Annotated in this window: 25 protein-coding genes; 16 read left to right on the plus strand and 9 right to left on the minus strand. The window is 49.2% G+C overall.

What is annotated here, in order from left to right; genetic code table 11:
* Nucleotides 1–9: 9 nt before the first annotated feature.
* From K0H60_RS07435 to K0H60_RS07455, 5 genes are all read left to right on the plus strand, one after another.
* The gene (locus tag K0H60_RS07435) at nt 10–480 is read left to right on the plus strand and encodes a phosphatase domain-containing protein (protein WP_220055117.1); all 471 of its coding nucleotides are present in this window, start codon (nt 10–12) and stop codon (nt 478–480) included.
* Nucleotides 481–628: 148 nt separating this feature from the next.
* Complete coding sequence (locus tag K0H60_RS07440) at nt 629–2,149, plus strand: phospholipase D family protein (RefSeq protein ID WP_434086672.1); 1,521 nt, start codon at nt 629–631, stop codon at nt 2,147–2,149.
* A gap of 91 nt (nt 2,150–2,240) precedes the next feature.
* Complete coding sequence (locus tag K0H60_RS07445) at nt 2,241–3,140, plus strand: chemotaxis protein CheV (RefSeq protein ID WP_011716492.1); 900 nt, start codon at nt 2,241–2,243, stop codon at nt 3,138–3,140.
* A gap of 172 nt (nt 3,141–3,312) precedes the next feature.
* A complete protein-coding gene (sstT, locus tag K0H60_RS07450) occupies nt 3,313–4,539 on the plus strand; it encodes a serine/threonine transporter SstT (protein WP_220057728.1) in 1,227 nt (408 codons plus the stop codon).
* 76 nt (nt 4,540–4,615) lie between these two features.
* Nucleotides 4,616–5,140, plus strand: a complete 525-nt coding sequence (locus K0H60_RS07455) for a CIA30 family protein (protein WP_220057729.1) — start codon at nt 4,616–4,618, stop codon at nt 5,138–5,140.
* A 52-nt stretch (nt 5,141–5,192) separates the two neighbouring features.
* Here K0H60_RS07455 and K0H60_RS07460 read toward each other — a convergent pair whose 3' ends face one another.
* Nucleotides 5,193–6,572 carry a Gfo/Idh/MocA family oxidoreductase gene (locus K0H60_RS07460; RefSeq protein ID WP_220057730.1) on the minus strand — a complete coding sequence of 460 codons (1,380 nt, stop codon included), beginning with the start codon at nt 6,570–6,572 and terminating at the stop codon, nt 5,193–5,195.
* Between the two features lie 336 nt (nt 6,573–6,908).
* Here K0H60_RS07460 and K0H60_RS07465 point away from each other — a divergent pair, with 336 nt between their 5' ends.
* Complete coding sequence (locus tag K0H60_RS07465; protein ID WP_220057731.1) at nt 6,909–7,343, plus strand: hypothetical protein; 435 nt, start codon at nt 6,909–6,911, stop codon at nt 7,341–7,343.
* 109 nt (nt 7,344–7,452) lie between these two features.
* Here the strand turns inward: K0H60_RS07465 and K0H60_RS07470 are convergent, their stop codons facing one another.
* The 3 genes from K0H60_RS07470 to K0H60_RS07480 form a co-directional block, all read right to left on the minus strand.
* The gene (locus tag K0H60_RS07470; protein ID WP_220057732.1) at nt 7,453–8,124 is read right to left on the minus strand and encodes an RluA family pseudouridine synthase; all 672 of its coding nucleotides are present in this window, start codon (nt 8,122–8,124) and stop codon (nt 7,453–7,455) included.
* A 106-nt stretch (nt 8,125–8,230) separates the two neighbouring features.
* The gene (locus K0H60_RS07475; protein ID WP_220057733.1) at nt 8,231–8,785 is read right to left on the minus strand and encodes a protein disulfide oxidoreductase; all 555 of its coding nucleotides are present in this window, start codon (nt 8,783–8,785) and stop codon (nt 8,231–8,233) included.
* Between the two features lie 145 nt (nt 8,786–8,930).
* The gene (locus tag K0H60_RS07480; protein ID WP_220057734.1) at nt 8,931–9,557 is read right to left on the minus strand and encodes an acyl carrier protein phosphodiesterase; all 627 of its coding nucleotides are present in this window, start codon (nt 9,555–9,557) and stop codon (nt 8,931–8,933) included.
* A 182-nt stretch (nt 9,558–9,739) separates the two neighbouring features.
* Here K0H60_RS07480 and K0H60_RS07485 point away from each other — a divergent pair, with 182 nt between their 5' ends.
* The 10 genes from K0H60_RS07485 (at nt 9,740) to K0H60_RS07530 (ending at nt 18,309) form a co-directional block, all read left to right on the plus strand.
* Nucleotides 9,740–9,943 (plus strand): hypothetical protein, encoded by a 204-nt coding sequence (locus K0H60_RS07485; protein ID WP_220057735.1) that lies wholly within the window; start codon nt 9,740–9,742, stop codon nt 9,941–9,943.
* Nucleotides 9,944–10,007: 64 nt separating this feature from the next.
* Complete coding sequence (gene queA, locus K0H60_RS07490; RefSeq protein WP_220057736.1) at nt 10,008–11,045, plus strand: tRNA preQ1(34) S-adenosylmethionine ribosyltransferase-isomerase QueA; 1,038 nt, start codon at nt 10,008–10,010, stop codon at nt 11,043–11,045.
* Nucleotides 11,046–11,206: 161 nt separating this feature from the next.
* The gene (gene tgt, locus K0H60_RS07495) at nt 11,207–12,331 is read left to right on the plus strand and encodes a tRNA guanosine(34) transglycosylase Tgt (protein ID WP_220057737.1); all 1,125 of its coding nucleotides are present in this window, start codon (nt 11,207–11,209) and stop codon (nt 12,329–12,331) included.
* Nucleotides 12,332–12,357: 26 nt separating this feature from the next.
* On the plus strand, nt 12,358–12,690 hold the full coding sequence (gene yajC / locus K0H60_RS07500) for a preprotein translocase subunit YajC (RefSeq protein ID WP_023267664.1): 333 nt from the start codon (nt 12,358–12,360) through the stop codon (nt 12,688–12,690).
* A 17-nt stretch (nt 12,691–12,707) separates the two neighbouring features.
* Complete coding sequence (gene secD / locus K0H60_RS07505; protein WP_088212208.1) at nt 12,708–14,558, plus strand: protein translocase subunit SecD; 1,851 nt, start codon at nt 12,708–12,710, stop codon at nt 14,556–14,558.
* Between the two features lie 12 nt (nt 14,559–14,570).
* Nucleotides 14,571–15,518 carry a protein translocase subunit SecF gene (gene secF, locus K0H60_RS07510; protein WP_023267666.1) on the plus strand — a complete coding sequence of 316 codons (948 nt, stop codon included), beginning with the start codon at nt 14,571–14,573 and terminating at the stop codon, nt 15,516–15,518.
* Nucleotides 15,519–15,775: 257 nt separating this feature from the next.
* Complete coding sequence (locus tag K0H60_RS07515) at nt 15,776–16,093, plus strand: putative signal transducing protein (RefSeq protein ID WP_088212207.1); 318 nt, start codon at nt 15,776–15,778, stop codon at nt 16,091–16,093.
* A 277-nt stretch (nt 16,094–16,370) separates the two neighbouring features.
* Entirely contained in the window at nt 16,371–16,730 is a 360-nt protein-coding gene (locus K0H60_RS07520) for a rhodanese-like domain-containing protein (protein ID WP_011716501.1), read from the plus strand.
* 34 nt (nt 16,731–16,764) lie between these two features.
* Nucleotides 16,765–17,676: a precorrin-2 dehydrogenase/sirohydrochlorin ferrochelatase family protein gene (locus tag K0H60_RS07525; protein WP_220057738.1), complete on the plus strand. Its 912-nt coding sequence runs from the start codon at nt 16,765–16,767 to the stop codon at nt 17,674–17,676.
* Nucleotides 17,677–17,763: 87 nt separating this feature from the next.
* Entirely contained in the window at nt 17,764–18,309 is a 546-nt protein-coding gene (locus K0H60_RS07530) for a YaeQ family protein (protein ID WP_220057739.1), read from the plus strand.
* 40 nt (nt 18,310–18,349) lie between these two features.
* Here the strand turns inward: K0H60_RS07530 and K0H60_RS07535 are convergent, their stop codons facing one another.
* From K0H60_RS07535 to K0H60_RS07555, 5 genes are all read right to left on the minus strand, one after another.
* Complete coding sequence (locus tag K0H60_RS07535) at nt 18,350–20,779, minus strand: S8 family serine peptidase (protein ID WP_220057740.1); 2,430 nt, start codon at nt 20,777–20,779, stop codon at nt 18,350–18,352.
* Between the two features lie 584 nt (nt 20,780–21,363).
* Nucleotides 21,364–21,762, minus strand: a complete 399-nt coding sequence (locus K0H60_RS07540) for a rhodanese-like domain-containing protein (RefSeq protein ID WP_220057741.1) — start codon at nt 21,760–21,762, stop codon at nt 21,364–21,366.
* A 25-nt stretch (nt 21,763–21,787) separates the two neighbouring features.
* Complete coding sequence (locus K0H60_RS07545; protein WP_220057742.1) at nt 21,788–22,000, minus strand: YgaP family membrane protein; 213 nt, start codon at nt 21,998–22,000, stop codon at nt 21,788–21,790.
* 41 nt (nt 22,001–22,041) lie between these two features.
* On the minus strand, nt 22,042–25,290 hold the full coding sequence (locus K0H60_RS07550) for an efflux RND transporter permease subunit (RefSeq protein ID WP_220057743.1): 3,249 nt from the start codon (nt 25,288–25,290) through the stop codon (nt 22,042–22,044).
* 35 nt (nt 25,291–25,325) lie between these two features.
* Complete coding sequence (locus K0H60_RS07555) at nt 25,326–26,339, minus strand: efflux RND transporter periplasmic adaptor subunit (protein WP_088212202.1); 1,014 nt, start codon at nt 26,337–26,339, stop codon at nt 25,326–25,328.
* Between the last annotated feature and the right edge of the window lie 142 nt (nt 26,340–26,481).

Below are 26,481 nucleotides of genomic sequence, written 5' to 3' on the forward strand. Positions count from 1 at the left end.
GGGAGCAGTATGCAGCATCTATTTTGGTTAGTTGAAGGCAAGATAGCGGGTCGAAGTGGCCCCAATAAGGATCCTTGGGATTTAGCCGAGCTTAAGGACTCTGGGATCCGTGCCGTGTTATCCGTGAATGGCGGAGAGGGCTGTGAGCCGGGCAGTTTTAAGCACCACGGACTGCGTTATGAATGCATTCCTTTCTCCCGCAATGTTCCGCCGCAGGAAGGGGATGTTGCTATATGTGTTGCCCAGTTACCGCGTGCGCTGGCGTTTATTCAGCAGTGTGAAGCCGATAACTTGCCCGTGTTAATCCATTGCCGCTCGGGTAAAGATCGTACAGGGCTTATTATGGCCTATTACTTGATGGTCAATGGCGCCGCGCCTTTGCATGCCGTTAGTCAAGTGCGCAGCATTCGCGATATTGCGTTTACTGCCGAAGGTTGGGACCAGTTTGCCTTCGATGTGCTCTATGCGTTACAGGAATAACCATCTGAATTCATAAAATAAGGAATACCATTTAGTGACGATATTCGGGATATCATCGCGCAATTGTGGCGCCGTTTTCGCCAACACAATCGCTCAGCATCTTGCCAAGGAGATAGGGCAAAAACGCAAGAGTTATCCCGTCAAACAAATGGTATTTCGTCTCTCGCTTCCCTTTTGGGGGCTTTTGCTCCTGTTGATTAACGGTTGTAGCTCAATGGCAGAATTACCCGCAAAATCAATTGAAACAGCCTATCCCTTAGCCGAAAACTCCACCCTGTATCAGGCGGTAAAAACCGCCATCGCGCAGCATCCCGAGCAAACTGGCGTGTTCCCCCTCGGTGATGGGGTCGATGCCTTCGTCGCTCGCTTGTTGCTGATTGAGTCCGCCGTCAGCAGTATCGATCTGCAATATTATATTTATCGTAATGATGAAACCGGCCGCTTGCTGACGTGGTTTTTATTGGATGCCGCGGACCGCGGTGTGCGAGTGCGTTTATTGCTGGATGATATGACCAGTGCCGACATGGACGAGCAGCTAATTGCCCTCGCGCGCTACCCTAACATCAATATTCGGCTGTTTAACCCAAGCACAGAGCGCAATTACCGCGGCCTTGCCATGTTGTTTGGTTTTAGTCGCCTAAATCACAGGATGCATAATAAATCGTTCACCGTGGACAACGTGATGACCATTGTCGGTGGACGTAATATTGGTGATGAGTATTTTGCCGCGAATCGTGACCTCGAATTTGGCGATTTTGACCTGTTAGCCATGGGCGATGCAGTGCCTAAGGTGTCCGATGAATTTGACCGATATTGGAATGCCGACACGACCCATCCGATTGAAGTCTTAAGTGATCATAATCCCACGCAGGCGGAGCTTGAGGCGCTGGCGCGGCGGGTGAGTGAGCAGCGTGAACAGTCTAAGTCCAGCGAATATGTGAAGCGCTTAGCCGAAAGCCAATTATTGGCAAATTTGCAGAGCGATAGCATGACTTGGTTTTGGGGCAAAGCCTTAGTGCTGGTTGACCCGCCCGATAAATTGCAGCAGGGCGATAAATCCACTTGGTTACTCAGCCAGTTATTACCTTACCTGACGCAGGTGGAGTCCGAGTTACTCATCATTTCGCCTTATTTTGTGCCGACGCAATCGGGAACCGATCTGCTCACACTCTTGGCACAGTCGGGTAAGCGGGTACGAGTCATTACTAATAGTCTGGCGGCAACCGATGTGCTGGCGGTGCATGCGGGATATAAGCAATATCGAAAAACCTTGTTGGCTGCGGGCGTCGAAATCTACGAGGTGAAAGCTCAGGCGGGTGAGCGCTCCCACAGCTGGCATGGCAGCTCAAAAAGCAGCCTGCACGCCAAATCGTTTGTATTTGATAATAATCAAATATTTGTGGGCTCATTTAACTTTGATCCCCGTTCTGCGGCGGTGAATACTGAGCTTGGATTATTGATCACTCAGCCGCAATTGAGTGGCCATGTCAGCCATAATATTGAAGAAAAGCTCGCGACGAATACCTATCGACTCGCCTTGGAGGATGGCGATCTCATCTGGTGGGACGATGGGGCGCAGCAGCGCTACGACAGTGAGCCCGACGCGGGATTTTGGCGTATCTTTGTCGCCGATTTCCTCGGGCTATTGCCAATAGAGTCACAGTTATAAGCTAAGGTGACTAAATAGCGGTTTTAGCTATCGCAACTCATTTTGTGAACCGTTATGATAAAAACAGAATAGTTAATGAGAATTTAGGTTTATGAAAAGCAAGGCAAGTCAATCCCAGGGGCTATTACTGTTTCGGTTGTCGCAAACACAGGTCTTTGCTCTGGGCACGCTTAAAATCCGTGAGTTAGTGCCTTACACTCCGCTGAGTAAAATTCCTCAATCTCATCCGACGATCATGGGAGCCGCAACGATTCGCGGCCATACCATTCCCGTGGTAGATATGGCGGCAGCGATTGGTTATCGCCCCATCAGCGATGAAGAGCGTCAACATTGCTATATCATCATTACCGATTGTCAGCGGATGATTATCGGCTTTTTGGTACGTGCGATTGATAAGATCATCGAGTGCAATTGGCGCGATATTGAAGCGCCATCGGCCAATTTAGGCCGTAATGCCTTTTTAACCGGAGTGACGCGCTACGATAATCAGCTGGTACAGTTACTCGACGTTGAGTTGTTGCTGTCGAAAGTCTTCCCCGATGCGCCCGAGGCCAATCGCGCCATTTTAACTGACGTGCAGCGCGAGAAGTTAAAACCCATGCGTATTTTGCTGGTGGATGATTCTAAGGTTGCGCGTAAACAACTTTCCGATGCGCTCGATAGCATTAACATTCCTTATTTTGTGACCCCAGACGGTAAAGAGGCGCTCTCGATTATGGAGCAGGCCGCCGCCGAGCATCATCCCATCGATATTCTGGTCAGCGATATTGAAATGCCAGGGCTCGATGGTTATGAGCTGGCGTTTGAAGTGCGTGACAATCCTCTTCTCGCCAAAGCTTATATCATTTTGCATACCTCACTTTCGAGCGAGATCAGCGTCAGCCAAGCCCATCAAGTTGGCGCAAATGAGGCACTGACAAAGTTTGATGCCCATGAGCTGGTGGAAGCCATGCTGCGGGGCGCCGATTTAGCGGCAACGCGGGCGAATTAGGTCCCATGTTGGATTTTTGTAAGGGTTTTGCAGGGGCAGGGTAATTTAATCGGCTTATTTCCCTGCAAAGCTAGACAAGTTCGATCACATCCTATAAAAACCTTATTGGCCTCGATTTTGAAGGTGTGGGGTGGGGAAACTCAGCCGAAATATAATAACGATAGGTTAAGTAATGAAACAAGAATCGTCTTTGTTAGCCAAGTTGGCTAATGGCAGTTTGGTGCTGCAAATTCTCGTGGGGATCATCGCTGGTGTGAGTTTAGCCAGTTATTCACATGAAGCCGCAAAGCAAGTCGCGTTTTTAGGTAGTCTCTTCGTAGGTGCATTAAAAGCCATCGCACCTATTCTGGTGTTTATCCTTGTGGCGTCTTCCATCGCCAATCAAAAGAAAAATACTCAAACCAATATGCGCCCGATTGTGGTGCTGTACTTATTTGGTACCTTCGCCGCTGCGTTAACCGCCGTGGTGTTGAGCATGCTGTTCCCAACCAATTTAGTGTTGGTCGCTGGCGTTGAGGGCACCAGCCCGCCGCAGGGCATTGGCGATGTGATCAATACCTTACTCTTCAAACTGGTTGATAACCCAGTCAATGCGTTAATGACGGGCAACTACATTGGCATTTTGGCGTGGGGTGTGGGTTTAGGTTTAGCCCTGCACCATGCGAGTGATTCGACCAAGCAAGTGTTTGCCGATGTGAGCCATGGTATTTCACAAATGGTGCGTTTTATCATTCGTTTAGCGCCTATCGGTATTTTTGGTCTGGTAGCGGCGACCTTTGCCGAAACCGGTTTTGCCGCCATTGCGGGTTACGCCAAGCTATTAGCCGTGTTACTCGGCGCGATGGCTATCATAGCTTTGATTGTGAACCCACTGATTGTTTACGTGAAAATTAAACGTAATCCCTATCCTTTAGTGATCCGTTGTCTGCGTGAAAGTGGTGTAACCGCATTTTTCACCCGCTCCAGTGCGGCAAACATTCCGGTGAATATGGCGCTGTGTGAAAAGTTAAAGCTGCATGAAGACACCTATTCTGTTTCAATTCCGTTAGGTGCAACCATCAACATGGGCGGCGCGGCGATTACCATTACCGTGCTGACCTTAGCCGCGGCGCATACCTTAGGCATTCAGGTGGATTTATTAACGGCGTTACTGCTGAGTGTGGTGGCGGCGATTTCGGCCTGTGGCGCATCCGGTGTGGCTGGTGGCTCGTTACTGCTTATTCCGCTGGCCTGTAGCCTGTTTGGTATTTCTAATGATGTGGCCATGCAAGTGGTTGCCGTTGGCTTTATTATCGGGGTTATCCAAGATGCGGCCGAAACCGCACTGAATAGCTCTACGGACGTGATTTTTACGGCCGCTGCTTGTGAAGCCGCTGAAAACAAAGCTAAACTTGGATAAAGTGTGCTGTTGTTAGTGTAGAAAAAGTATCATAAGAGCAGTCACCACGGTGGCTGCTTTTTTTATAGGAGTAGTTATGATCCTTTTCGATTTTAAGGACTTAGATGCGGCTAAGTCTTGGTATGGCGTCAATGATACCGTGATGGGTGGCCTGTCACGCAGTAAGCTCACCATCTCACCTTTAGGTTATGGGATGTTTAGCGGCCATGTGTCGCTCGCCAATGGGGGTGGCTTTGCCTCGGTGCGCTGCGAGTTTTCGCCGCTTGATGTCGGCGAGTTTAGTGGGATTTACCTCGAACTCGACCGCGACAGAAGCAAGCACTACAAAGTGAACATTAAGGATGCCGATACGCCGCAGAGCACGGTTTATCAGGCGCCAATGCCCGATGCTAAGCATCAATCCTTTGGCGTTAACGGTGGCAGTATTATTCACTGGCAACGCATCGAAATCCCTTTTACGGCGTTTTATCCCCAGTGCCGTGGTAAGCCGATTGAGCGTGCTGCGATAGATTTAAGCCGTTTGACTAGCATAGGGCTGGTGATTGGTGCGCAGCAAAGTGGTGATTTTTCGTTGAAGATTAAATCGATAGGTTGCTATTAAAGGGATAATCCTAAGTTTATCCCTTTACGTTAACCGCTCACTTTAGAGTGATTTAGGCGCCGACAATCCCCAATGGCGTGGCATGCTCCCACGCGCCGCGGGTAAAGTCGGGGAAGTTGACCGAGTTGCTGCGGTTATTCAGCGATTGCTCACTTAAAATATTCACCACAGACCAAGCGGCGCCATCGTAGACATCCTGATCGAGCGCCTCGCCGTTACGTAGGCAATAGATCATACGCCAGAGCATCACAAAATCCATCCCGCCATGACCGCCGTTGATTTCGGCTTCTTTACCGATGCGTTGCCAGAGTGGATGATCGTATTTGTCATACCACTTTTGCATGTCCATATCCCACTCGTGGTAACTCTTACCAAAACCGCCGTGCTCAACGGCAATCCGATTTGGGAATCCGGCAAAAACGCCATTGGTGCCTTGGATAAGGTTATGGCGGCTGTAGGGTCGAGGGGTTGTGGTATCGTGCTGAACCATAATGGTTCGGCCCTTAACGGTTTTAATCAGGCTAGTGCTCATATCGCCATTGATGTACTTGAGCTGATTACGCTCATGATCAGCGGGGAATTCTCGTTTGGCATACAGCGCGCGACCGAGCGCGGGTGAACTCATGGAGGTGAGATAATCGAAACGATCACCGCGGTTGATGTTCATATATTGAGAAATCGGCCCTAAGCCGTGGGTCGGATATAAGTTACCGTTGCGTTTGGTGTGCCAATAGGTGCGCCACGAACCGGTTTTATGGTCGATTTCCTTCATTTGCCAGCGCAGCTCATGGATATAAGCCGCCTCACCGTGGAGCAGCTCGCCAAACACACCTTGGCGCACCATGTTAAGCACCATCAATTCTTCGCGGCCGTAATTGACGTTCTCCATCATCATGCAGTTTTTCTGGGTGCGTTCGGCGGTGTCGACAAGTTGCCAGCATTCTTCCACCGTCAATGCCAATGGCACTTCCACAAAGGCGTGTTTACCACTTTCCATGGTATCGATGGCCATGGGAGCGTGCCATTCCCACGGGGTTGAAATAATCACAATATCGATATCATCGCGGTTTAACAGTTCGCGATAGCTGAGATCATTCCCCGTGTAGACCGCAGGTTTTGGCCGGTTTTGCTTAACGATATGCTCAACGGCTCTATCGATAACGGCTTGGTGGGTATCACAAATGGCTTTAAGTTCTACGCCGTCTAAGTGGCAGAATTGTTCGACATGGCTAAAACCCCGCTCTCCCACACCGATAAAACCGACTCTAACCAGCTCCATTTTTGGGGCGATAAGTCCGATTACGGATCTTCCAACGCGGGGTTTAGGGGCAACGCTGCTGGCGTTGGCATTGAGGGCAATATTGGCCGTAACTAGACCTGCGGTAACGGCGCCCGCAGCTTTTAGAAAATGGCGGCGATGAATATTGTGCATAAGCTTCCTGCATTATTTTTTGATTATTTGTAGGGCGATGTATATCCCGTTTGTTATATCAGAATCCTAAGCCGAGTGAATAATAAAAGATGTAACAACCTCATTCGTGCGGATGAATGCGCAAGATGTGAAATAAGGTATTTATCTTTACTTTAGCGATAGGTAAATAGTGATAAAGATCGCGTTTTTATTTTCTAATTAAGCTACACTGCCGATTAATTAATCAGGCGAAATTATCTTTTAGTTTTTAAACGTTTAGCAAATTTAATTTAACCAAAAAGTTACATTTTGTGGTGAATTTGGGGTAATTTGCGACTCGGGGGAGTAAAGCGGTAAATGGGTTCTATGCTTAATGTACTACCACAACTGACGTTCACTTTAGGTGAGTGGGTATTGCATAAGGATATCAGGATGTCTGGGATTGAAAAACGCCGTCGCCTTCATTGGCGGGAGTCAGATATGCAAAATCGAGAAATTATTGGTCGTTGGTTAGATGAGCGTCCACTGCTTGGTGACAAAATTACCCTCTATAAAGAAGCGGACAAATATTATTTAGAAACCTGGTTTAGCGATGGCTGCCATAGTTTGGATGAAGTGAGTCTGTCCGATACGCCGCTGGGCCAAAAAGTGGAAGATGTCGGCGGCAACTTCTTCGGTGAATATTTTATGGTGACGCCCGCCATGCAACTGCAGTTTTGCAATGAGCAGGGCAGTTATTTCCAAGTCGATAAGTTGATGGCGGATATTGATTTCAATCAGCGCGTGGCTTAATGAGTCGCAGCGAAATACGCTAATCAATAAATCGGCAAACACCAACCCGGTTTGCTCGATACGAGGTCGCTTAAGGCGACCTCGTGTCTTTAGCGGTTAACTATTTGTGCTAAGCCGAGAAGGGATGCTTACTGTAAAAATGCATGGCTTTACCCGAGTAAGGATGGGTAAAACGTAAACTTTGGGCGTGAAGACAGAGTCTCGGTCTGGCCTTTATCACTTCATTATCGCCATAAAATTCATCCCCAAGAATGGGATGTCCCAAGGCGAGCATATGCACCCTCAGTTGGTGGGTACGGCCCGTTTGTGGCGTTAATTCGACTAAGGTGCTGTTTTCGCGTCTTTCTAGCACACGGTAATGGGTCAGAGCACTCTTCGCGCCAGCCGTCCCTGCCGCTTGCGTCTTTTGATAGGGCGGGTGCTCGGGATCGGGCGCGATAGCTAAATCGATTATCCCTGCATCCTTTGCTATCATCCCCATGACTTCGGCGATATACACTTTCTCGTTTTGCCTATCTTGGAACTGGGTTTTTAACTGGGACTCGGCCTTTTTGTTGCGGGCAAACACCATAATGCCAGAGGTGGCACAATCGAGTCGATGCACGAGAATAGTGTCAGGATACAAACGTTGTAGCCGGGTGAGGGCGCAATCGAAGGTATGTGCGGCCCTGCCGGGGTTAGACAACAATCCAGAAGGTTTATTAATAATGATTAAATCTCTATCTTGATAGCGAAGATCTAACCAAGGGACTGAAGGGGGCTGGTAATCAAATATCTGCATCGTATCCTCATCATTTGCGCGGCCATACTAGCAAAATATCAGTCACTAAGCAGTATATTCTCGAGCTGGCGTTTGCTGAGGTTGCTAGAACCGAACTAGAGCTGAACTAGAATTGTGCCAACCACAATCTGAACTTCATGCCCCAAGTCGAGGTGACTCCCGAGGTGATATAACGGATCTCCCCATGGGTATCGATAATATAAATGGCTGGAAATGCCATCGCGCCCCACTGAGTACTTCGCTCACCTTTGTCATCGTTTAGCACCGGAAAGTGATATTGGTGCTCGTCCATATAGTGCTGGACCTCGCGATCACTGCCAGAAGCCACCGCCACTGAAATGACATTATGGTCTTGGTTGATACTCTCAACCATAGGGGAGGTGACGCGGCACACCGGGCACCAAGTGCCCCAGAAATAGACTAATGTTGGCTCTGTCTGGGCAGAATTAAGTGCAAGCTGGCTACCATCAATCGCGATACCGCTTAATTCTGGCGCTTGGCCGGTGAGCATATCCCGTTGCAAATAGAGGCTGACGCCGTAGAGCACCAGCGCCATGATGCTAAGATCCCTAAACTGTTTAAGCCAAAAGCGCGGGCTTCGTAGTTTTTGGCGCCAACTGAGTGGTTTAGATGGCTTAGCGCTTGAGTTTGCAGTCGTCACTGTGACGGGAACCTCACTGAATAGGCGTTATCGCAAAGGCGTTAGAGTAAACGCTTAGGCTTAAATAAGGCTTGAACACTGAATTCACTTATTCGAGTCTGTGCCAACTTCCGAGCTTAGTTCGAGCTAAGCGCTAAGTTCAAATCTAGTCGGCTGAGCCACTGGGTAGATAGTCACTCGGGGTTTTACGACTCCAAATACGGGTGTATGCCATCAACTGAGGGTAAAAGGTGCGAAAGGCGGTTTCTGTCTCTATCTGCATTTTCGCTAGCAGTTTATCCGCGCCGTTAAATAAGGCACTGTGCGGATGACCTTTTGCGCGTTGCGCCAATGCCTGTTGAATGCCTTTAGGTGTGGCGTAAGCGTTTAACCAATCTTGACTGCGCATATCGGCGATGATGTCCAGACAGGGCTGAGGGTGATACTCATCGCTTTGCGTCGCAAATTCTGCCAGTTCGCGATAGGCCTTTTGGCTAAACTCGGGCAGCGGCAGGTGATGATATTCTTCCCAGTAGTAGGCTAAATAATGATCGAAACTTACGAACATCAAATCAGCTGCTATGCTTGTTAACTGGGCAGGGAACAGGGCCATTAGCTCTTGGGTCAGTTCATGGGTGGCGCAGAGCTGATTGATTTCTTGGTTTAACCACAGTCCTTGGCGAAGTGCTTGCGGCGCAGAATCGATTGGCGCGGTGATAAAATTGCCTGCCAGATTGGCGCTTAGGTGGGTTTTACTGATCTCGGCCAGATGTAAGTGTGTAAGAATGTTCATTTTTTGTGCTTGGTTAATCGCGTTAGTTCACGGTATCATGGGCGGGCGCGCTGAGGAAAGCGCAAATAGGCAAAAATCGTGTGCTTTTCTAAGGGAGTGCTTACGTTAGCGTTTCAACAGGAGGGTAAATGCTAACAATGGGCTGAAAATGCACCAATCAATTAACCTGTTAAGGATCATGGATGATGTGGAACTGGTTTACCAAAATGCTCGGTAAAGACGAGCGCCCTAAGCGTAAAAAAGTGCTTGTCGATATTCCCTATGAGCAACATAGCTTTCGTATGGATCATTTTTCGCGGACTCGACCTAAATATGATGTCGATGATGCGTTAGCCTCAAATGTGCTAAATAAGTCAGACGCCGATATGGATATCGCGAACAAGTAATCTTGATCTTATTGGCCTCTAACCATAGACTAGCCGCCGTTCTAAGCTATCTAGAGGCCTTTGCATGCGCGTAACAGACTTTTCCTTCGATCTTCCCGACGAACTTATCGCTCGTTATCCCATGGCGCAACGCAATGCGTCACGTCTGTTAACCCTAGATGGCAATACTGGCACGCTCGCTGATAAACAGTTTACCGATCTGCTGGGGATGATTAATCCTGGCGATTTAATGGTATTCAACAATACCCGGGTGATCCCTGCGCGTCTATTTGGCCAAAAGGCCAGTGGTGGCAAACTCGAGATTTTAGTTGAGCGTATGCTCGACGATAAGCGCATCCTCGCCCATGTACGTAGCTCTAAATCCCCGAAGGTGGACAGCATTATCCACCTCGACGGCGGTTATGAGATGAAAATGGCTGCGCGCCATGACGCCTTATTTGAACTCGAACTCTTATCCGACCTGACGATTTTAGAAGTGCTCGAAGCGGTAGGGCATATGCCACTGCCCCCTTATATCGACCGTCCCGATGAGGATGCCGACAAAGAGCGTTATCAAACCGTGTATAACCAAAACCCAGGTGCGGTTGCCGCGCCAACGGCGGGATTGCACTTTGACGATGCTATGCTCGATGCCTTAAAAGCCAAGGGCGTGAATATCGCGTTTGTGACTTTGCATGTGGGCGCTGGCACCTTCCAGCCAGTGCGCGTCGATAACGTGCTCGAGCATAAAATGCATTCCGAGTGGGCTAGTGTGCCGCAGGATGTGGTGGATTTAATTGCCCAAACTAAAGCGGCGGGCAAGCGTGTGGTTGCAGTGGGGACGACGTCCGTGCGTTCACTGGAGAGTGCGGCCCGTGCAAGTGAAGGTGAACTTAAAGCCTTTAGCGGCGATACCGATATCTTTATCTACCCTGGGTATCAATTCCAAATCGTCGATGCCATGATCACCAACTTCCACCTGCCGGAGTCGACCCTCATTATGTTGGTCAGTGCCTTTGCTGGTTTTGACCATGTTATGGCGGCGTATCAACACGCAATCACGCAAAAATATCGCTTCTTTAGCTATGGCGATGCCATGTTTGTGACGAAAAAAGCTCACTAGACCAAGATTTTGTTTTAAAATAGCCGCCCACATTGAGTTTGGGCGGTAATTTTTTTCAGCCAAAGGTTGAACCTTTTGGATCTGCCCCTATCTCTATTGTTAATCAAAATGGCGCGTGCCATTACAAATGTAGTCAGACTGTTTATCTGGCGAGGTGAATTATGAAATTTGAACTCGACACTACCGACGGCCGTGCGCGCCGTGGTCGCTTGATTTTTGAACGCGGCACGGTGGAAACCCCAGCCTTTATGCCTGTTGGTACCTACGGTACGGTAAAAGGCATGACGCCTGAAGAAGTGCGTGCTACTGGCGCGGACATTCTGCTTGGTAACACCTTCCACCTGTGGTTACGTCCCGGCGAAGAAATCATGCGTAAGCATGGTGACTTGCACGATTTTATGAACTGGCAGCGTCCTATTCTGACCGATTCGGGCGGTTTCCAAGTGTTCAGTTTGGGTGACATTCGTAAAATTACCGAAGAAGGTGTGCATTTCCGTTCGCCAATCAACGGCGAGAAAATCTTCTTAGATCCTGAAAAATCAATGCAAATTCAACATGCATTGGGCAGTGATGTGGTGATGATTTTTGACGAATGTACGCCGTATCCGGCGACAGAAGATGAAGCGCGCAAGTCAATGCAGATGTCACTGCGTTGGGCTAAGCGTTCACGCGACGAGTTCGACCGTCTGGAAAACCCCAATTCATTATTTGGGATCATCCAAGGCAGTGTTTATGAAGATTTACGCGACGAGAGCTTAAAAGGCTTAGTCGACATTGGTTTCGACGGTTATGCCGTCGGTGGTTTGGCCGTAGGTGAGCCTAAGGAAGACATGCACCGCATTCTTGAGCATGTCTGTCCACAAATTCCTGCGGACAAGCCGCGCTATCTGATGGGGGTCGGTAAGCCAGAGGATTTAGTTGAAGGTGTGCGTCGTGGTATCGACATGTTTGACTGTGTGATGCCAACCCGTAACGCCCGTAACGGTCATCTGTTTACCAGTGAAGGTGTGATCAAGATCCGCAATGCGCGTCATCGTGATGACACTTCACCGCTCGATCCTAAGTGTGATTGTTATACCTGTAAAAACTATTCACGGGCATACCTTTACCATTTAGATCGTTGTAATGAGATTCTGGGTGCGCGTTTAAACACCATTCACAACTTGAGATACTATCAAATGTTAATGGAAGGTTTGCGCGGGGCGATTGAGACGGGTACATTAGACGCCTTTGTAAAGGACTTCTATACCAGTCAAGGTCGTGAAGTACCAGAGTTAGTCGATTGATTTTTTGCTAATAAGAAGAGAAAACTATGTTCATTTCAAATGCATATGCAAATGCTGCAGGCGCTCCACAGGGTGGCGGCACCATGGAATTGATTTTCATGCTGGTGATTTTCGGTCTGATTTTCTATTTCATGATTTTCCGTCCGCAATCTAAGCGTGTTAAAGAGCACAAGAACCTGATGTCATCTTTAAGCAAGGGCGACGAAGTCCTGACCAGCGGCGGTATCTTAGGCAAGATTGCAAAGATCAGCGATGAAAATGACTACGTGTTACTGAGCTTGAACGACACAACTCAAATTACAATTAAAAAAGATTACATTGCAGCTGTATTGCCTAAGGGCTCTATCCAGTCGTTGTAAGCCAAGAGGGCTCAGGCGTGTTAAATAAATACCCAATGTGGAAAAACATTATGGTGGTGCTCGTCATCGCCATAGGTTGTTTCTATGCCGTACCTAACCTGTTCGGTGAAGATCATGCGGTGCAAGTAGTGGCGACTCGAGGTGCTGAAGTCACGGCATCTACCCAAGCCAGAGTGAACGAGCTGTTAGCCAGTAAGGGCATTGCGGTAAAACGTTCTGAGCTTGAAAAAGGCCAATTGTTGGTTCGCGTGCAAAACGCGGATCAACAGTTGCTGGCCAAGGAAACCATCGCCGAAGACTTAGGCGATAAGTTTACCGTGGCACTTAACCTTGCCCCTGCGACGCCGCAGTGGCTCGAGTCCATGGGCGGTAGCCCAATGAAACTCGGTCTGGACCTTCGTGGTGGTGTGCACTTCTTAATGGAAGTGGACATGGGCGAAGCCATCCGTAAGATGGAAGAGGCCAAAGTGGCCGATTTCCGTTCACAATTACGTGAAGAAAAAATCCGTTACGCGGGCATTCGCAACAATGCACAAGGTATCGAGATTAAATTCCGTGACAAAGAAAGTTTAGCCAGTGCAGAACGTTTCTTAAAATCGCGCAGCAATGACATGGTGTTCACCGACGTGACCAAGGGTGAAGACTTTGCCCTGCAAGCCGTGATGAGCGAAACCTATCTCAAGCAGATTAAAGAAGAAGCGCTGCAGCAAAACATTACCACTATCCGTAACCGTGTGAACGAGTTAGGGGTAGCTGAGCCTGTGGTTCAACGCCAAGGTGCTGAGCGTATTATCGTTGAGCTGCCAGGTGTACAAGACACTGCCCGTGCCAAGGAAATCTTAGGTGCTACTGCATCGATTGAATTCCACATGGTAGACGATAAGGCCGACCCGAATGCGGCGCAATCTGGCCGTGTTCCAGCGGGTTCTGAGGTGTATCAACGCCGTGAAGGCGGTCAAGTGGTACTGAAGAAGGAAGTGATGCTAACGGGTGATCATATCACTGGCGCACAACCAAGTTTTGACCAATACAGCCGTCCACAGGTGAGCATCAACCTCGATGCTAAAGGCGGTACCATTTTCTCTAACGTGACTAAGGACAATATCGGTAAACCGATGGCGACCTTGTTCATCGAATATAAAGACAGCGGTGAGCGTAACGCCGATGGCAGCGTCAAGATGCAGAAAATCCAAGAAGTGATTTCTGTGGCGACCATCCAAGCGCGTTTAGGCCGTAACTTTGTGATCACCGGCTTAAGCCACGGTGAAGCACAAAACCTCGCACTGTTGCTGCGTGCCGGTGCCCTGATTGCACCAGTATCGATTGTGGAAGAACGTACAATCGGTCCAAGCCTAGGTGCGGAAAACATCGAAAGCGGTGTGCAAGCTATGATTTGGGGTATGGCAGTCGTACTTATCTTCATGTTGGTTTACTACCGTAGTTTTGGTTTGATCGCTAACTTAGCCTTAACAGCCAACTTAGTGATGGTGGTTGGGGTGATGTCTATGATCCCTGGCGCCGTATTAACCCTGCCTGGTATTGCGGGTATGGTGTTAACAGTGGGTATGGCGGTTGACGGTAACGTACTGATTTACGAGCGTATCCGTGAAGAGTTACGTGCAGGTCGCAGCGTACAGCAAGCCATTCACGAAGGTTACGGTAACGCATTCTCGACCATCGCCGACGCTAACATCACCACCTTCTTGACAGCGCTGATCCTGTTCGCCGTCGGTACGGGCGCGATCAAAGGCTTCGCGGTAACCCTGATGATCGGTATTGCGACATCGATGTTTACCGCTATCGTGGGGACTCGCTCAATCGTGAACGCGATTTGGGGCGGTAAGCGCGTGAAGACGCTGTCTATCTAAGGGGAAGCGATAATGTTAGAAATTTTATCTTTAAAACGTACGGTTAACTTCCTCCGTCATGCGCTGCCTATCAGTATTATGTCTGCCATTTTGGTCTTTGGCTCGCTGGTGTCCTTGGCGACCAAAGGCATCAACTGGGGCTTAGACTTTACCGGCGGTACTGTGGTTGAGATGGAGTTCACTCAACCCGTCGATTTGAACGTGCTGCGTTCGAAACTGTCTGCACCTGAGTTAGATGGTGCTGTGGTACAAAACTTCGGTTCTAGCCGTGACATTTTAGTGCGTCTGTCTGTTAAAGAAGGCGTGAGCAGCGACGTACAGGTGAAATCTGTGATGGCTGCTGCCCAACAAGTGGATGCGGGCGTTCAACAGAAACGTGTTGAATTCGTCGGTCCTCAAGTGGGTAAAGAACTGGCCGAGCAGGGCGGTTTAGCGGTATTGGTCGCGCTTATCTGTATCATGATCTACGTGTCTTTCCGTTTCGAATGGCGTTTAGCCTTCGGTTCGGTGGCAGCACTTGCCCACGACGTGATTGTGACCTTAGGGGTGTTCTCCTTATTCCAACTGGAATTCGACCTGACCGTATTGGCGGGGGTATTAACGGTTGTGGGTTACTCACTGAACGATACCATCGTTGTGTTTGACCGTATCCGTGAAAACTTCCTCAAGATGCGTAAGAGCGAGCCAGAAGAAGTGGTCAACGTCTCTATCACCCAAACCATGAGCCGTACCATTATTACTACCGGTACGACGCTGGTGACCGTTGTGGCGCTGTTCCTGAAGGGCGGCACTATGATCCACGGTTTTGCGACAGCACTCTTATTGGGTATTTTCGTCGGTACTTATTCTTCTATCTACGTAGCAAGTTACCTTGCGATCAAACTGGGCATTTGCCGTGAGCATATGATGCCAGTTGAAGTCGAGAAAGAAGGCGCCGATCAGCCTTCGATGATGCCTTAATCGGGTATTGAGACTTGAGGTCGTGTATCACGACTGTTGAAAAAAGAGCCACCGCTGAGGTGGCTTTTTTTTACTGAGAATTTTGGCCTTTCCGATAATCTGCTAGCAAACTCACAACTTTATAGTGACTAATGCTGTAAAACCTAAATGTTAATTTCATTAACAACTGCTGTAAAAAACAGCGCTCGACAGGCTCGGTTATTTCACAGTAGGATGTCGGCTGCCCATATCTAGAGAGTATTGTTGTAGGATGTCGCATGGAAGAACGTAAGACGTTAGTCGCTGGTGGAAACTTATTGCAGGCCCATACATGGAAGGGGTTATTAGAAGCCTGTGGTATTCATGTGGAGTTGCGTGGCGAGGCCTTATTAGGCGGCGTGGGCGAATTGCCCGCCGGGCTACATAACGTTGAGCTTTGGGTACGTGAGTCGCAACTGGCGAAAGCACAGGCCCAGTTAAGTGGCTTGGATGTGATTAGTCCCCAGTGGCAATGCGTGCAATGCCATGAGATGAATGAGGGCAGTTTTGAATTATGCTGGCATTGCAGCGCCGAGCGCAGCGAAAGCCATAATTAATCGTCATTCCATTCATCGTTTCTCAAACCGCTGACACTGCGATGCGTTGATGGCATGGGGCGAACAATGCCGCCTTGTTCTCAGCGCCAAGCGCCTATTCCAGGCTACCCGAGTAAGGCTAAGAGGCGGGAGTCATTTCACTCAACGAAAGCTTTGGCTTATAAAGCCCGCGATTGTCACACGCCGTTAACCGCAAGGATTGCGTCTCCCCGCGTAGCGAATTACACTTCAATAGATATTAGCTAAGTCATTCAATCCCTTATCTAAGGAGCATCTGATGCATCCATCCAGTGCTTTTTCAGCCCTTGTCGAATCGATTCGTCCCCATGTTGTTGAAGTGAGTATTGAAGCCTATCAAGCCGATGACGCTTGGGTGTTGATAGATGTCCGTGAAGATAATGAATGGCTACAGGATCACTTGCCGCAGGCGAAACACATGAGCCGCGGTATTATTGAGCGCGACATTGAACAGCGCTTTCCCGATAAACATACACCACTGTTGCTCTATTGCGCGGGTGGCGCTCGCTCAGTGCTGGCGGCCAGCAGTTTGCAGCTCATGGGCTACCAAAAGGTCGCCTCCTTGATTGGTGGTTACAAGGGCTGGATCCAACGTCAACTGCCGGTGGTGCAAGAGTAATTTAGGCTGGGTTTTCTTTTTATAGGCGAGTGGCATGCAATATTTCCCGCTGTTTATTGATACTGTTAATTTAAATGTCCTGTTGGTGGGGGCAGGGGATGTCGCCAGTCGTAAGCTGGCCTTGCTGACGCGTACCGAAGCCAATATCCATGTGATTGCCCCCGAGGTGAATCCCGAGGTGAAGGCCTATGCCGATGCGGGCAGGATTTTATTGTCTGAGCGGCCCGTAGTGCAGGCCGATATTCAAAATTACGATCTCATCTATCTAGCGACCGCAAACGATAAGCTCAATGCTGAATTGGCCACCTTAGCTACCGAGCGGGGAATTTGGGTCAATGCCGTGGATAATCCCGCCTATTGCCGCTTTATTACCCCATCGATTGTCGATAGGGGCCGTCTTGTGGTGGCGATAAGCACTGCGGGCGCCGCGCCCGTGTTTGCGCGCACCATTCGCGCCCGCTTAGAGACCAGCCTGCCGCAATCCCTTAAACCCTTGTTCGACTTTGTGGCTGACAAGCGTCTCGAAGTGCAGCAAAGACTCACCAAAACTGCGACGCGCCGATTATTCTGGGAGCGCTTTTTCGACACCAATGGCGATAGATTTGATGCGCGCACCCCAGAGCATTATCAAAATGCTTTTAATAATATCGTCAGCCGCGGGGAAATCCTGTTATTGGACGAGGCCACGCCCGTCGAGTTATTGCCGCTGGCGGCCATGCCGTTATTACAGCGCCTCGACTGGATTTACAGCGAGGTAGGTTTAGCCGAGGACTTGGCTGAGCTGGTGCGCCGCGATGCTAATCGCGCAGCGCTCCCTGCGCTGAGTGATATCAGCCGTGAATATGAGCAAGGCTCGCGCATGTTGTTGGTCGCCGATACCCAGAAAATTGAGCAACTTAAGGCGCATTTTCCGGTGGCGAAGCATTTACGCCCAGGCGCGATTTAGTCTTCTTTATCTCGCAGTTTGTTTGAGCTGACGGCGAGTCTTAGGTAGACTCGCCGTTATTTTTTATCGTTAAGTTTAGGATGTACTATGGCTCTCAAAGCGACCGTGTTTAAGGTCAATCTTCAGATCGCCGATATGGACCGAGGTTATTATCAAGATCATCAGCTGACGTTAGCGCAGCATCCCTCCGAGACCGATGGCCGCATGATGGTGCGTCTGCTGGCCTTTATCCTGAACGCTTCCGAGACCTTAAGCTTTACTAAGGGATTGTGCGTCGATGATGAGCCTGAGCTGTGGGACAGGAGTCTCTCCGGTGAAGTGGACCTGTGGATAGAGTTTGGCCAAGCCGATGAGAAATGGCTGCGTAAGGCGAGTGGCCGCGCGAAAGCGGTGCAGCTGTTTACCTACGGTGGTCGTAGTGTTCCTATTTGGTGGAAACAGAATCAAGCGGCCCTAGAGCGTTATAAAAACCTTAAGGTGTGGAATATTGCCGAAGAGTCAGTGACGGCGATGGAGGCGTTAGTGAGCCGCACTATGTCGCTGCAAGTGTCCATCAGTGAAGGGCAAGTCTGGTTATCGGATAATGAGCACAGCGTGCTTATCGAGCCCGAAATGCTTAAAGATGACCAATAAAAAAGAGCCTGCAATTGCAGGCTCTTTTTTTAGACGAACATTATTGGAATTTCAGTTCCCAGCTATCGATATAGCCTACGTCGCCACGGCCGCTATCAACCGCTTTGAGTTTCCACACACCGCTTGACTCAACGCCAGTCATATCAACGGTGTAGCTCTTGTTGATGTTGTCTGCGCCTGCGCCAGTGTTGTTATGCAGTGTTGCCGTTTGGCCTGTTGGGCTGATGAGCTGCACTTTTAAGTCACCAATGTAAGGGTGAACAATATTCACCACGGCAGTCACAGTGCCTGAGTTACCCGTGCGAGTGACTGTGATTGGGCTAGTGATACCTGTAGTTTTGTTATCAGGAATATTGTAGTTATCAGTGTTGGTGTAGCTTGCTGGCGTGGTAGGAGTACCACCACCGCTTTGGGCTGTGTAGCTTGCGGTTAACGATACACCGCTAAAGGCTGAATAGCCTTTCACCATCGCGTAGTAAGTACCAGATTGAACGTTGCTGATTGGGCAAGATTCACTGTTACCACCTTTATATGGACGGCAATCGTAGTTTGAGGTCGTTGGCGCTGCGCCGTACTGTACGTACAGATCTGCATCACCCGTGCCACCGTTCATCACAAAACCTAAGTTAGTTGCACCCTGTGGCACTTCAAAAGAGAAATGCAGTTCTTCACTGGCGGCGCCGCTTAGACCGGTTTTAGGCACACCGTTCACTAACACGCTGTCATTTGGTGTTGGGTCAACCGGATCCGTAGGACCATTACAGGAAGCATCTAAGAAGGTTTTCGCTGCAACGGCATTGACTAGACCATAGCCATAGTAGTCATCACGGCCAGCTGTGCCTAAGTCTTCAGCGGTTTGTTTGAGCGCGTTACGTACCTGAGCGGCGCTACATTCTGGGTGGTAGCTCCACACTAAGGTCGCCACACCAGAAACGTGTGGGGTCGCCATCGACGTACCGTTGTAGTACTCGTAGTCTTTATTGCCTTGGTTGCTCACGGTAACCGTTGCGCCTAATTGGTTACGCAGAGCTAAACCAGTTGCACGGTCAACAGACACTGACACCATATTGATTTCGCTGTTAGCATCGACCAAGAAGGGGTTTTGTAGCCCTGGTAAGGCGCTGTTACTGTACACGATAACGGCGCTGGCGCCCGCATTCTTACAGGCTTTTACCGCGTTGATTTCTGGGTACGAAGTACCTTGGTTACCCACACGCTCAACTAAACACACCTTGTTGGTCATGTTGCCGCAGTTGAAGGTTGAGCCGCTAACCGTACATTCGGCTAAGGTTGCGGTTGCCGTGCCATTGTATGGATTGGGCGCGTAGTTGGTGCCCGATGGCGTAAAGCGATTGTGCGGCACAACGCCTGAGTTGAAGTAAGACTGACCACCGATAGTAATATCGGCTAAGCGACCTTCACCGCGAGTCACGGTCGAGAGAATGGCTTCACCAGGACCTGAGATCTCGACTTGGTTGGTGTACTGAGAGAAGGCTGAGTGGTCTTTATGATTATCGACCGATGCCACTGACATCACCGCATCGTACGAAGCGGGGTAACTGTGGGTATTGTTACCATCGTTACCGGCAGCGGCAATCAACAGCACACCGTTATTGTAGTGGGCCGCTAACGCGTTACGTTCGGTAGTGCTCGAACCAGCGCCACCTAAGCTCATGGTGACAACGTTTGCGCCGTTTGCCACACAGGTATCGACTGCTGACACCAGTGATGAGGAGTAACCCCAGCCAGCCTCGTTAAAGACTTTAATCACATGGATGTTGGCATTTTGATTTGGCATTACGCCAATCACACCATCGTTGTTGGCGATCGCCGCGATAGTACCGGCAACGTGAGTACCATGGGCGTTGTTATTGCCCGGTTCGTACCAGTTACCTGTACCTGAGTTGTTGGTGCCCGTGACATTGTTACCGCTTAAGTCGCTATGACCACGGTCATAACCAGAGTCGATAATACAGATGGTGCGGTTACCCGCTTGGCTGTCGCTTAATTGGGTCGCACCTACAAAGGTTTGTCCCCAAGGCGTTGTTTCGCTTAGCAGGTGGCGTGGCATGTCTTCTTCCACATATTCCACATCGGCGCGGGCTCTTAATGCCTTAATGCCATTGTTATCCAGCTTAACCGAGTAGCTGTTACTGCGTCCGATACGCTTCATTTCTTTGGCTTGCGCCTTGTTTAACACACTGTGCTGGGCGCTAATTTCAGCCACTTGAGGCTGATAATTCATTGTGGTAGCGAGCTGATCGCTGCTCTGCAGGCTGCTTTCAGACATCAAGGCTGGCGCATCGGCATTTTTAAATTTAACGATATAGCGCTTTGGCAGTGGAGAGGTCTGTGCTTGTTTGGCTGCGACAAAACCCGGTGCGTCTGGGGCAGCATTAACACCTGCCGAGATCGCAATAGCTAAGCTAGATAAACTCAGGGCTATCTTAGTGGTTCGATTGATTGTCATGTTTTTCTTCCATGTTCAATTTAGTGTTAATCATTATTATTTTGTGCTTTTAAAGAATAACTACGACTCAGATGCTACTCGGTTAGTGAATTTATCTTTGAGGTAAGTGTTTGTAAATTAAATGTTAATGGTATGGCGGTTGGTAAAAATAACTGTGTTGATAAGCGTTTGAAATGAATAAATACTCATGTGTAACAAGTTGTAACCGATATTTTTAAATATTTATGTTTTTTTATGTGGAAAAGGTGAATAAGCAAATGCGAATTTTTACGCTGGAAATGGCGATATCTTTAAAACGGTCTGAAGCTATTTAATTGAAATTACTTTATATATTTTTTTGGAATGAATAATTTCAAAAATAGTTTTATCTGTTAGGTTAAAATGTTGAATTTTATTCAAGTGATTGATTATGCGGTTTTATTGAATTTTAGTGTCGGTAGTTTGTCGTTTGCCAATTTATTGGCTTATTTGCATATCATTAACAGCATAAACGACTGATAAATATCTGTGTCAGGGTAAATGAAAAGAACAAAATACAAAAAAAGCGCCAACGAGCGCTTTTCATCGTTAATCTCAACAGCGAATTATTCTGTTTTAGGCTGAGCGTCGGCTAAGGTCTGATAACCGCCACCGTTATAGGTTTGGGTATAACCCGCTGCGACTAAGGCTTCGGTCGCGATACTGCTGCGTCGACCACTACGGCAATACAACACTACGGGCGCATCTTTGGCGATACCGCGCTTAGCAAACTCGGCGGCGACTTGCTCAAAGGGAATATTAACCGCATTGGCTAAATGGCCTTCGGCAAACTCCTCTGGGGTGCGAACATCGAGCACCATAGCGCCAGCAGCGATTTTCTGCCACGCCACTTGGGGCTCTTGATCGGCGGCACTTGCCGCGTTGGGGACTAAGGCGAGTGATGACAGACTCAAGAGGGCCACCCCCAGTAAGGTTTTACTGCGACACAGTAACTTGTTGAACACTGACTTTCTCCTTTGCAAATATGCATTAACCTTGTCTAGCGATTTCTGCCTCAGATTTGACGCCCAATTTGCGTAATACCATGGCCGCAGGGCAAAAACCCGTAAAAGCGCTTTGGAATAGGTTAGCGCCAATGAAGGCCGTTAACCACAAAAAGTTATGGTGTACAAAAGCGGTTAACACCAAAGACAGTAACACCATAAATCCGGCAAAAGCCATAATGCTGCGTTCGAGTGACATACCTTGCTCCTAGTGGCAGCCTAAAAGCTGCCTATTGTGGGTTAATCGGCTGTTTGAGTTAAGTTTATGCGATTTTTCATCGCGGCGTAGTAAAGCACTGGAATAACGATTAGGGTCAGTAAGGTCGAGATAAAAATCCCGAAAATCAGACTGATCGCAAGCCCATTGAAGATAGGGTCGTCCAGGATAAACAGGGCGCCAATCATGGCCGCCAAAGCGGTCAGCATAATGGGTTTGGCCCGTACGGCGCCCGAGTGGATGACAGCGCGCTCAAAGGGTACCCCTGAGGCGGTTTCCTGATTGATAAAATCCACTAATAATATCGAGTTACGGACAATAATCCCCGCCAAGGCAATCATGCCAATCATAGATGTCGCGGTAAATTGCGCGCCGAGCAGGGCATGTCCAGGCATGACCCCAATCACTGTCAGTGGGATCGGCGCCATAATGATGAGCGGCACCAGATAGGATCTAAATTGTGCAACGACCAATAAGTAAATCGCAATCATCCCTACGGCATAGGCTATCCCCATATCCCTGAAGGTTTCATAGGTGATCTTCCATTCCCCGTCCCAAAGCACGGCGACTGAGTCTAGCCCGGTTGGCTGGTGGATATAATGCTGCTCGAAACCTAAGCCACCTTCGCCGTCGATGTTGCCCGCCATGTCGAACATGCCATAGAGCGGACTGTCGAGCGGGCCTGCCATATCGGCAACCACCATCACCATAGGGATCATATTCTTATGGATGATAGGAGCATCGATTTTACCGCGCTTAATCGTCACCAGCTCAGACACGGGCACAGATTGCCCCGTTTGGCTCTGCAGCTTCATATTCAGCACTTGCTCTAAATCGATTTTTGCCCCTTCTTGCAGTTGCAGGCGGATAGGCACAGGTTGCTTTTGCTGCGCGATATGCAAATAGCTTACATCCTTGCCGCCAACGGAAGTCGCAATTAAATCAACGATATTGCTGTATGGCACCGCCATCAGACTGGCTTTCGAGCGGTCGATCATTACCTGCCATTTTTGCTGTGCTGCGGGCAAGAAAATATCAATATCGACCACATCTTTAGTCTCACGGAACAGCGACTGTAGCTCGTAGGCCGCTTGTTCACGAATCGCAGGACTTGGACCATAGACTTCGGCCACAATCGGCGACCAGACTGGTGGGCCAGGTGGTACTTCGACGACTTTCACATTGGCCTGATACTTAGCGCCGATGTGCTGCAATTCTTCACGTACCGAAAGCGCAATGCTGTGACTGTCGCGTTTGCGATGCTTTTTATCGACTAAGTTGACCTGAATGTCGCCAAGCTCTTGGCTATGGCGCAGAAAATAGTGCCGCACTAAGCCGTTAAAGTTCATGGGAGCATTGGTGCCAGCATACAGCTGCAAATGTTCCACCTCGGGCACAGTGGCAAGGTAGCGACTTAAATCCTGAAGGACCCGCTGGGTTTGCTCCACAGGCGTGCCTTCAGGCATATCCACCATGACTTGGAACTCGGATTTATTATCGAAGGGCAGCATCTTTAACACTACGAGCTGACCCACGGGCAGGGCCACGGCGATACCGATAAGCATAAAGACCCCAGCAGCAAGTCCAATCCGTGCTTTACGGGCACCTTTACCCAGCAGGAAGGGGCCGATTAAACGGGTAAATAGGCGCACCATTTTGCTCTCGTTTATCTGAGCATCGGCATCGCTGCTGTGCGCGGTATCAGTCGCTGAGCCACTGTGGTGTTTGAGCAACTTACGACTCAGCCATGGGGTTACCATAAAGGCGACCACAAGCGAAATCAGCATGCCCATACTGGCGTTGATGGGAATGGGGCTCATATAAGGACCCATTAATCCCGACACAAATGCCATGGGCAGCAGGGCGGCGATAACGGTAAAGGTGGCGAGAATCGTCGGGCCGCCGACTTCATCGACCGCAACGGGGATGAGTTCGCTAAAGGATTTTTTACCGAGCGCCATGTGCCGGTGGATATTCTCCACCACCACAATGGCATCGTCGACCAAGATCCCGATGGAGAAAATCAGCGCGAATAGTGACACTCGGTTAAGGGTAAATCCCCACGCCCAGGAGGCGAACAGGGTGATCGCCAAGGTGATAATAATGGCGACACCGACCACCAGTGACTCGCGGGCGCCCATGGTTAAAAAGACCAATACGACAACGGCACTGGTGGCAAAAATCAGCTTAAGAATAAGGGTGTTAGATTTATCTGCCGCCGTTTCACCATAGTTGCGAGAAACGGTTACTTCGACATTGCTGGGGATCAACACATTCTTGACCTTAGCAATGCGTGCTAGGGTCGCATCGGCAATATCGACGGCGTTTTGTCCCGGCTGCTTACCAATGGCTATGGTTACTGCGGGGTAAATATCCGTCTTGTCGCTATGCCAAACGCTTTGGGTGGGAATATCACTCTTTAAACTGATGTCGGCAATATCGGCCAAATAAACGGGGATAGGTTTACCCTGTTTATCCTGAGAAATACTCACTACCAGCTGTTTTACATCGTCGATGGATTGTAAAAACTGGCCAGCTTGAACTTTAATCTCTTGATTACCTTGCACTAAAGACGCAGGCATCGAGATGTGATTATTGTCATTTAGGCTCTGTCTCAACTTGTCATAGGTGAGATTGAAGCTGTTCATCTTGGCGGGATCGATACGTACATTGGCTACCATCTCATGCTGGCCAACGGTGTAAATCTCCCGCGTACCCGGGATCCGCTTGATTTCGGTTTCAAGTCCTAATGCCACATGGGTCAACTGTTCGGCCGAGACCTGTTTGTCCTTTGACCAGAGTGTCAGGCTGACAATCGGCACATCATCGATACCGCGGGGTTTAATCAATGGTTCGCCGACACCCGCCCCCTGTGGCAGTTTATCCATATTGGAATAAATCTGGTTGTAGAGGCTGACAATGGCATCGTTGCGGGTTACGCCGACCTTAAAGATCACAATGATCATCGCGCCATCGGGCTGGGAGAAAGAATAGAGTGTGTCTATCCCTTTGAGCTCAGAAATCACTTGCTCTGCGGGCAGGGTAACTAAGTTTTCGACTTCGGTCGGGGTTGCGCCGGGGAAAGGGATAAAGACGTCGGCAAAGGTGACGTCAATCTGCGGTTCTTCTTCCTTTGGGGTCACTAAGATGGCAAATAAGCCGAGTAACAAGCCCAGCAATGCCAGCAGCGGCGTAATGGCACTGTTTTGAAATGCGGCCGCAATCCGACCCGAAATGCCAAGTGACGTCGAAGATTCAGTAGCGTGTTTCATTCAACAACCTCATCAAGTTGATATCGCTAGGGAATTTATTGCTTTTGTTCAAGCAACACTTGGTAAGCATCCATGGCGACAATATCACCGGTTCGCAGTCCCGCGAGGACTTCTACTTCACCACCGACGGGCTCAGAGACGCGCACCTGGGTGAGTACAAATTGCTCGCCTTTTTTCAGGTAGACACTGCTAAGTTCATTCATGGTGATAAGCGTCGAGGTCGGCAGTTGGATTTTTTCCCGTTCGCCATTTTTAAACAGCGCCTTGGCCCAGGTACCGGGTTGAAGGTTGGGTTCATCCTTAGGCAGGTTAATCCGCACTTGATAGCTGTGGCTCACAGGATCGGCAAAGCTAAAGATGGTGAGATCCTTGGAGGTGAGTTCACGGCCATCACTTAAGCGCACCATAAACTCAGGCGCGTTTTTCAGTTGCTGAATATAGCGCTGTGGCACTTGGGTGATAGCGCGCATTTGGCTCGGTGAAAACCCCGATAGCAGTGGCTGACCGACACTGACGGTTTCGCCTAACTCGACTAAACGCTCAGTGACAATCCCGCTAAATGGCGCCGATACCACAGTATATTTGAGGGATTCAGTGGCTTTGATAACCCGGGCTTTGGCGGCACTCACGGCTTGTTCGGCGGCCTTGGCATTGGCGGTCGCTTCATCCATGGCACCTTTTGAAATCGCGCCTTGTGGGAAGAGTTCTTTATAGCGTTTGTATTGGGCCTGCGCCTCCACATTCAGGGCTGTGGCTTTGGCGAGATCGGCCTCGAAGCTTGCCAGTTCTGCGCCTTGCTCTTTGCTGGTGATCTCGAGTAACGCCGCGCCTTCTGGCACGACATCATTAACATCGTAGTTGAGTTTAACGATACGCCCCGAGGTTTGCGCCGAGACGGTAGCCGCTTTGACGGCCTCGATACTGGCGTCTAAGGTCACCCAATTCGCGTACGGTTTGCTCATTACCTCGAGGGTCGCTAAGGGCGCAGCCTGGGTGGCGAAGGGGGAAAAAACGAATAATGTGAATAGAGTACGTGAGATTGCAGCCATACCAAATCATCCCAAAAATAATTTATGAGTAAATTCTAATGGAGTTGTTTTGATTAGGCAATCAATATTTATTAGAAAAATTTAATGTAATCGATTTCGCTAATATAGGGAAACGGCGAATGAATCTTCCCTTACATCAATC

It is taken from the genome of Shewanella mangrovisoli (genome assembly GCF_019457635.1).
Classification (GTDB): Bacteria; Pseudomonadota; Gammaproteobacteria; order Enterobacterales; family Shewanellaceae; genus Shewanella; species Shewanella mangrovisoli.

What these genes read in the sequence shown, in the direction of transcription:
- K0H60_RS07455 (WP_220057729.1), top strand. Translation starts at nt 4,616, where the DNA reads ATGATCCTTTTCGATTTTAAGGACTTAGATGCGGCTAAGTCTTGGTAT.
- K0H60_RS07465 (WP_220057731.1), top strand. Translation starts at nt 6,909, where the DNA reads ATGGGTTCTATGCTTAATGTACTACCACAACTGACGTTCACTTTAGGT.
- K0H60_RS07445 (WP_011716492.1), top strand. Translation starts at nt 2,241, where the DNA reads ATGAAAAGCAAGGCAAGTCAATCCCAGGGGCTATTACTGTTTCGGTTG.
- K0H60_RS07485 (WP_220057735.1), top strand. Translation starts at nt 9,740, where the DNA reads ATGATGTGGAACTGGTTTACCAAAATGCTCGGTAAAGACGAGCGCCCT.
- K0H60_RS07545 (WP_220057742.1), bottom strand. Translation starts at nt 22,000, where the DNA reads ATGTCACTCGAACGCAGCATTATGGCTTTTGCCGGATTTATGGTGTTA.
- K0H60_RS07520 (WP_011716501.1), top strand. Translation starts at nt 16,371, where the DNA reads ATGCATCCATCCAGTGCTTTTTCAGCCCTTGTCGAATCGATTCGTCCC.
- yajC (WP_023267664.1), top strand. Translation starts at nt 12,358, where the DNA reads ATGTTCATTTCAAATGCATATGCAAATGCTGCAGGCGCTCCACAGGGT.
- K0H60_RS07530 (WP_220057739.1), top strand. Translation starts at nt 17,764, where the DNA reads ATGGCTCTCAAAGCGACCGTGTTTAAGGTCAATCTTCAGATCGCCGAT.
- K0H60_RS07525 (WP_220057738.1), top strand. Translation starts at nt 16,765, where the DNA reads ATGCAATATTTCCCGCTGTTTATTGATACTGTTAATTTAAATGTCCTG.
- secF (WP_023267666.1), top strand. Translation starts at nt 14,571, where the DNA reads ATGTTAGAAATTTTATCTTTAAAACGTACGGTTAACTTCCTCCGTCAT.
- sstT (WP_220057728.1), top strand. Translation starts at nt 3,313, where the DNA reads ATGAAACAAGAATCGTCTTTGTTAGCCAAGTTGGCTAATGGCAGTTTG.
- K0H60_RS07550 (WP_220057743.1), bottom strand. Translation starts at nt 25,290, where the DNA reads ATGAAACACGCTACTGAATCTTCGACGTCACTTGGCATTTCGGGTCGG.
- K0H60_RS07435 (WP_220055117.1), top strand. Translation starts at nt 10, where the DNA reads ATGCAGCATCTATTTTGGTTAGTTGAAGGCAAGATAGCGGGTCGAAGT.
- K0H60_RS07440 (WP_434086672.1), top strand. Translation starts at nt 629, where the DNA reads ATGGTATTTCGTCTCTCGCTTCCCTTTTGGGGGCTTTTGCTCCTGTTG.
- K0H60_RS07555 (WP_088212202.1), bottom strand. Translation starts at nt 26,339, where the DNA reads ATGGCTGCAATCTCACGTACTCTATTCACATTATTCGTTTTTTCCCCC.
- K0H60_RS07460 (WP_220057730.1), bottom strand. Translation starts at nt 6,572, where the DNA reads ATGCACAATATTCATCGCCGCCATTTTCTAAAAGCTGCGGGCGCCGTT.
- K0H60_RS07535 (WP_220057740.1), bottom strand. Translation starts at nt 20,779, where the DNA reads ATGACAATCAATCGAACCACTAAGATAGCCCTGAGTTTATCTAGCTTA.
- tgt (WP_220057737.1), top strand. Translation starts at nt 11,207, where the DNA reads ATGAAATTTGAACTCGACACTACCGACGGCCGTGCGCGCCGTGGTCGC.
- K0H60_RS07470 (WP_220057732.1), bottom strand. Translation starts at nt 8,124, where the DNA reads ATGCAGATATTTGATTACCAGCCCCCTTCAGTCCCTTGGTTAGATCTT.
- K0H60_RS07515 (WP_088212207.1), top strand. Translation starts at nt 15,776, where the DNA reads ATGGAAGAACGTAAGACGTTAGTCGCTGGTGGAAACTTATTGCAGGCC.
- K0H60_RS07480 (WP_220057734.1), bottom strand. Translation starts at nt 9,557, where the DNA reads ATGAACATTCTTACACACTTACATCTGGCCGAGATCAGTAAAACCCAC.
- queA (WP_220057736.1), top strand. Translation starts at nt 10,008, where the DNA reads ATGCGCGTAACAGACTTTTCCTTCGATCTTCCCGACGAACTTATCGCT.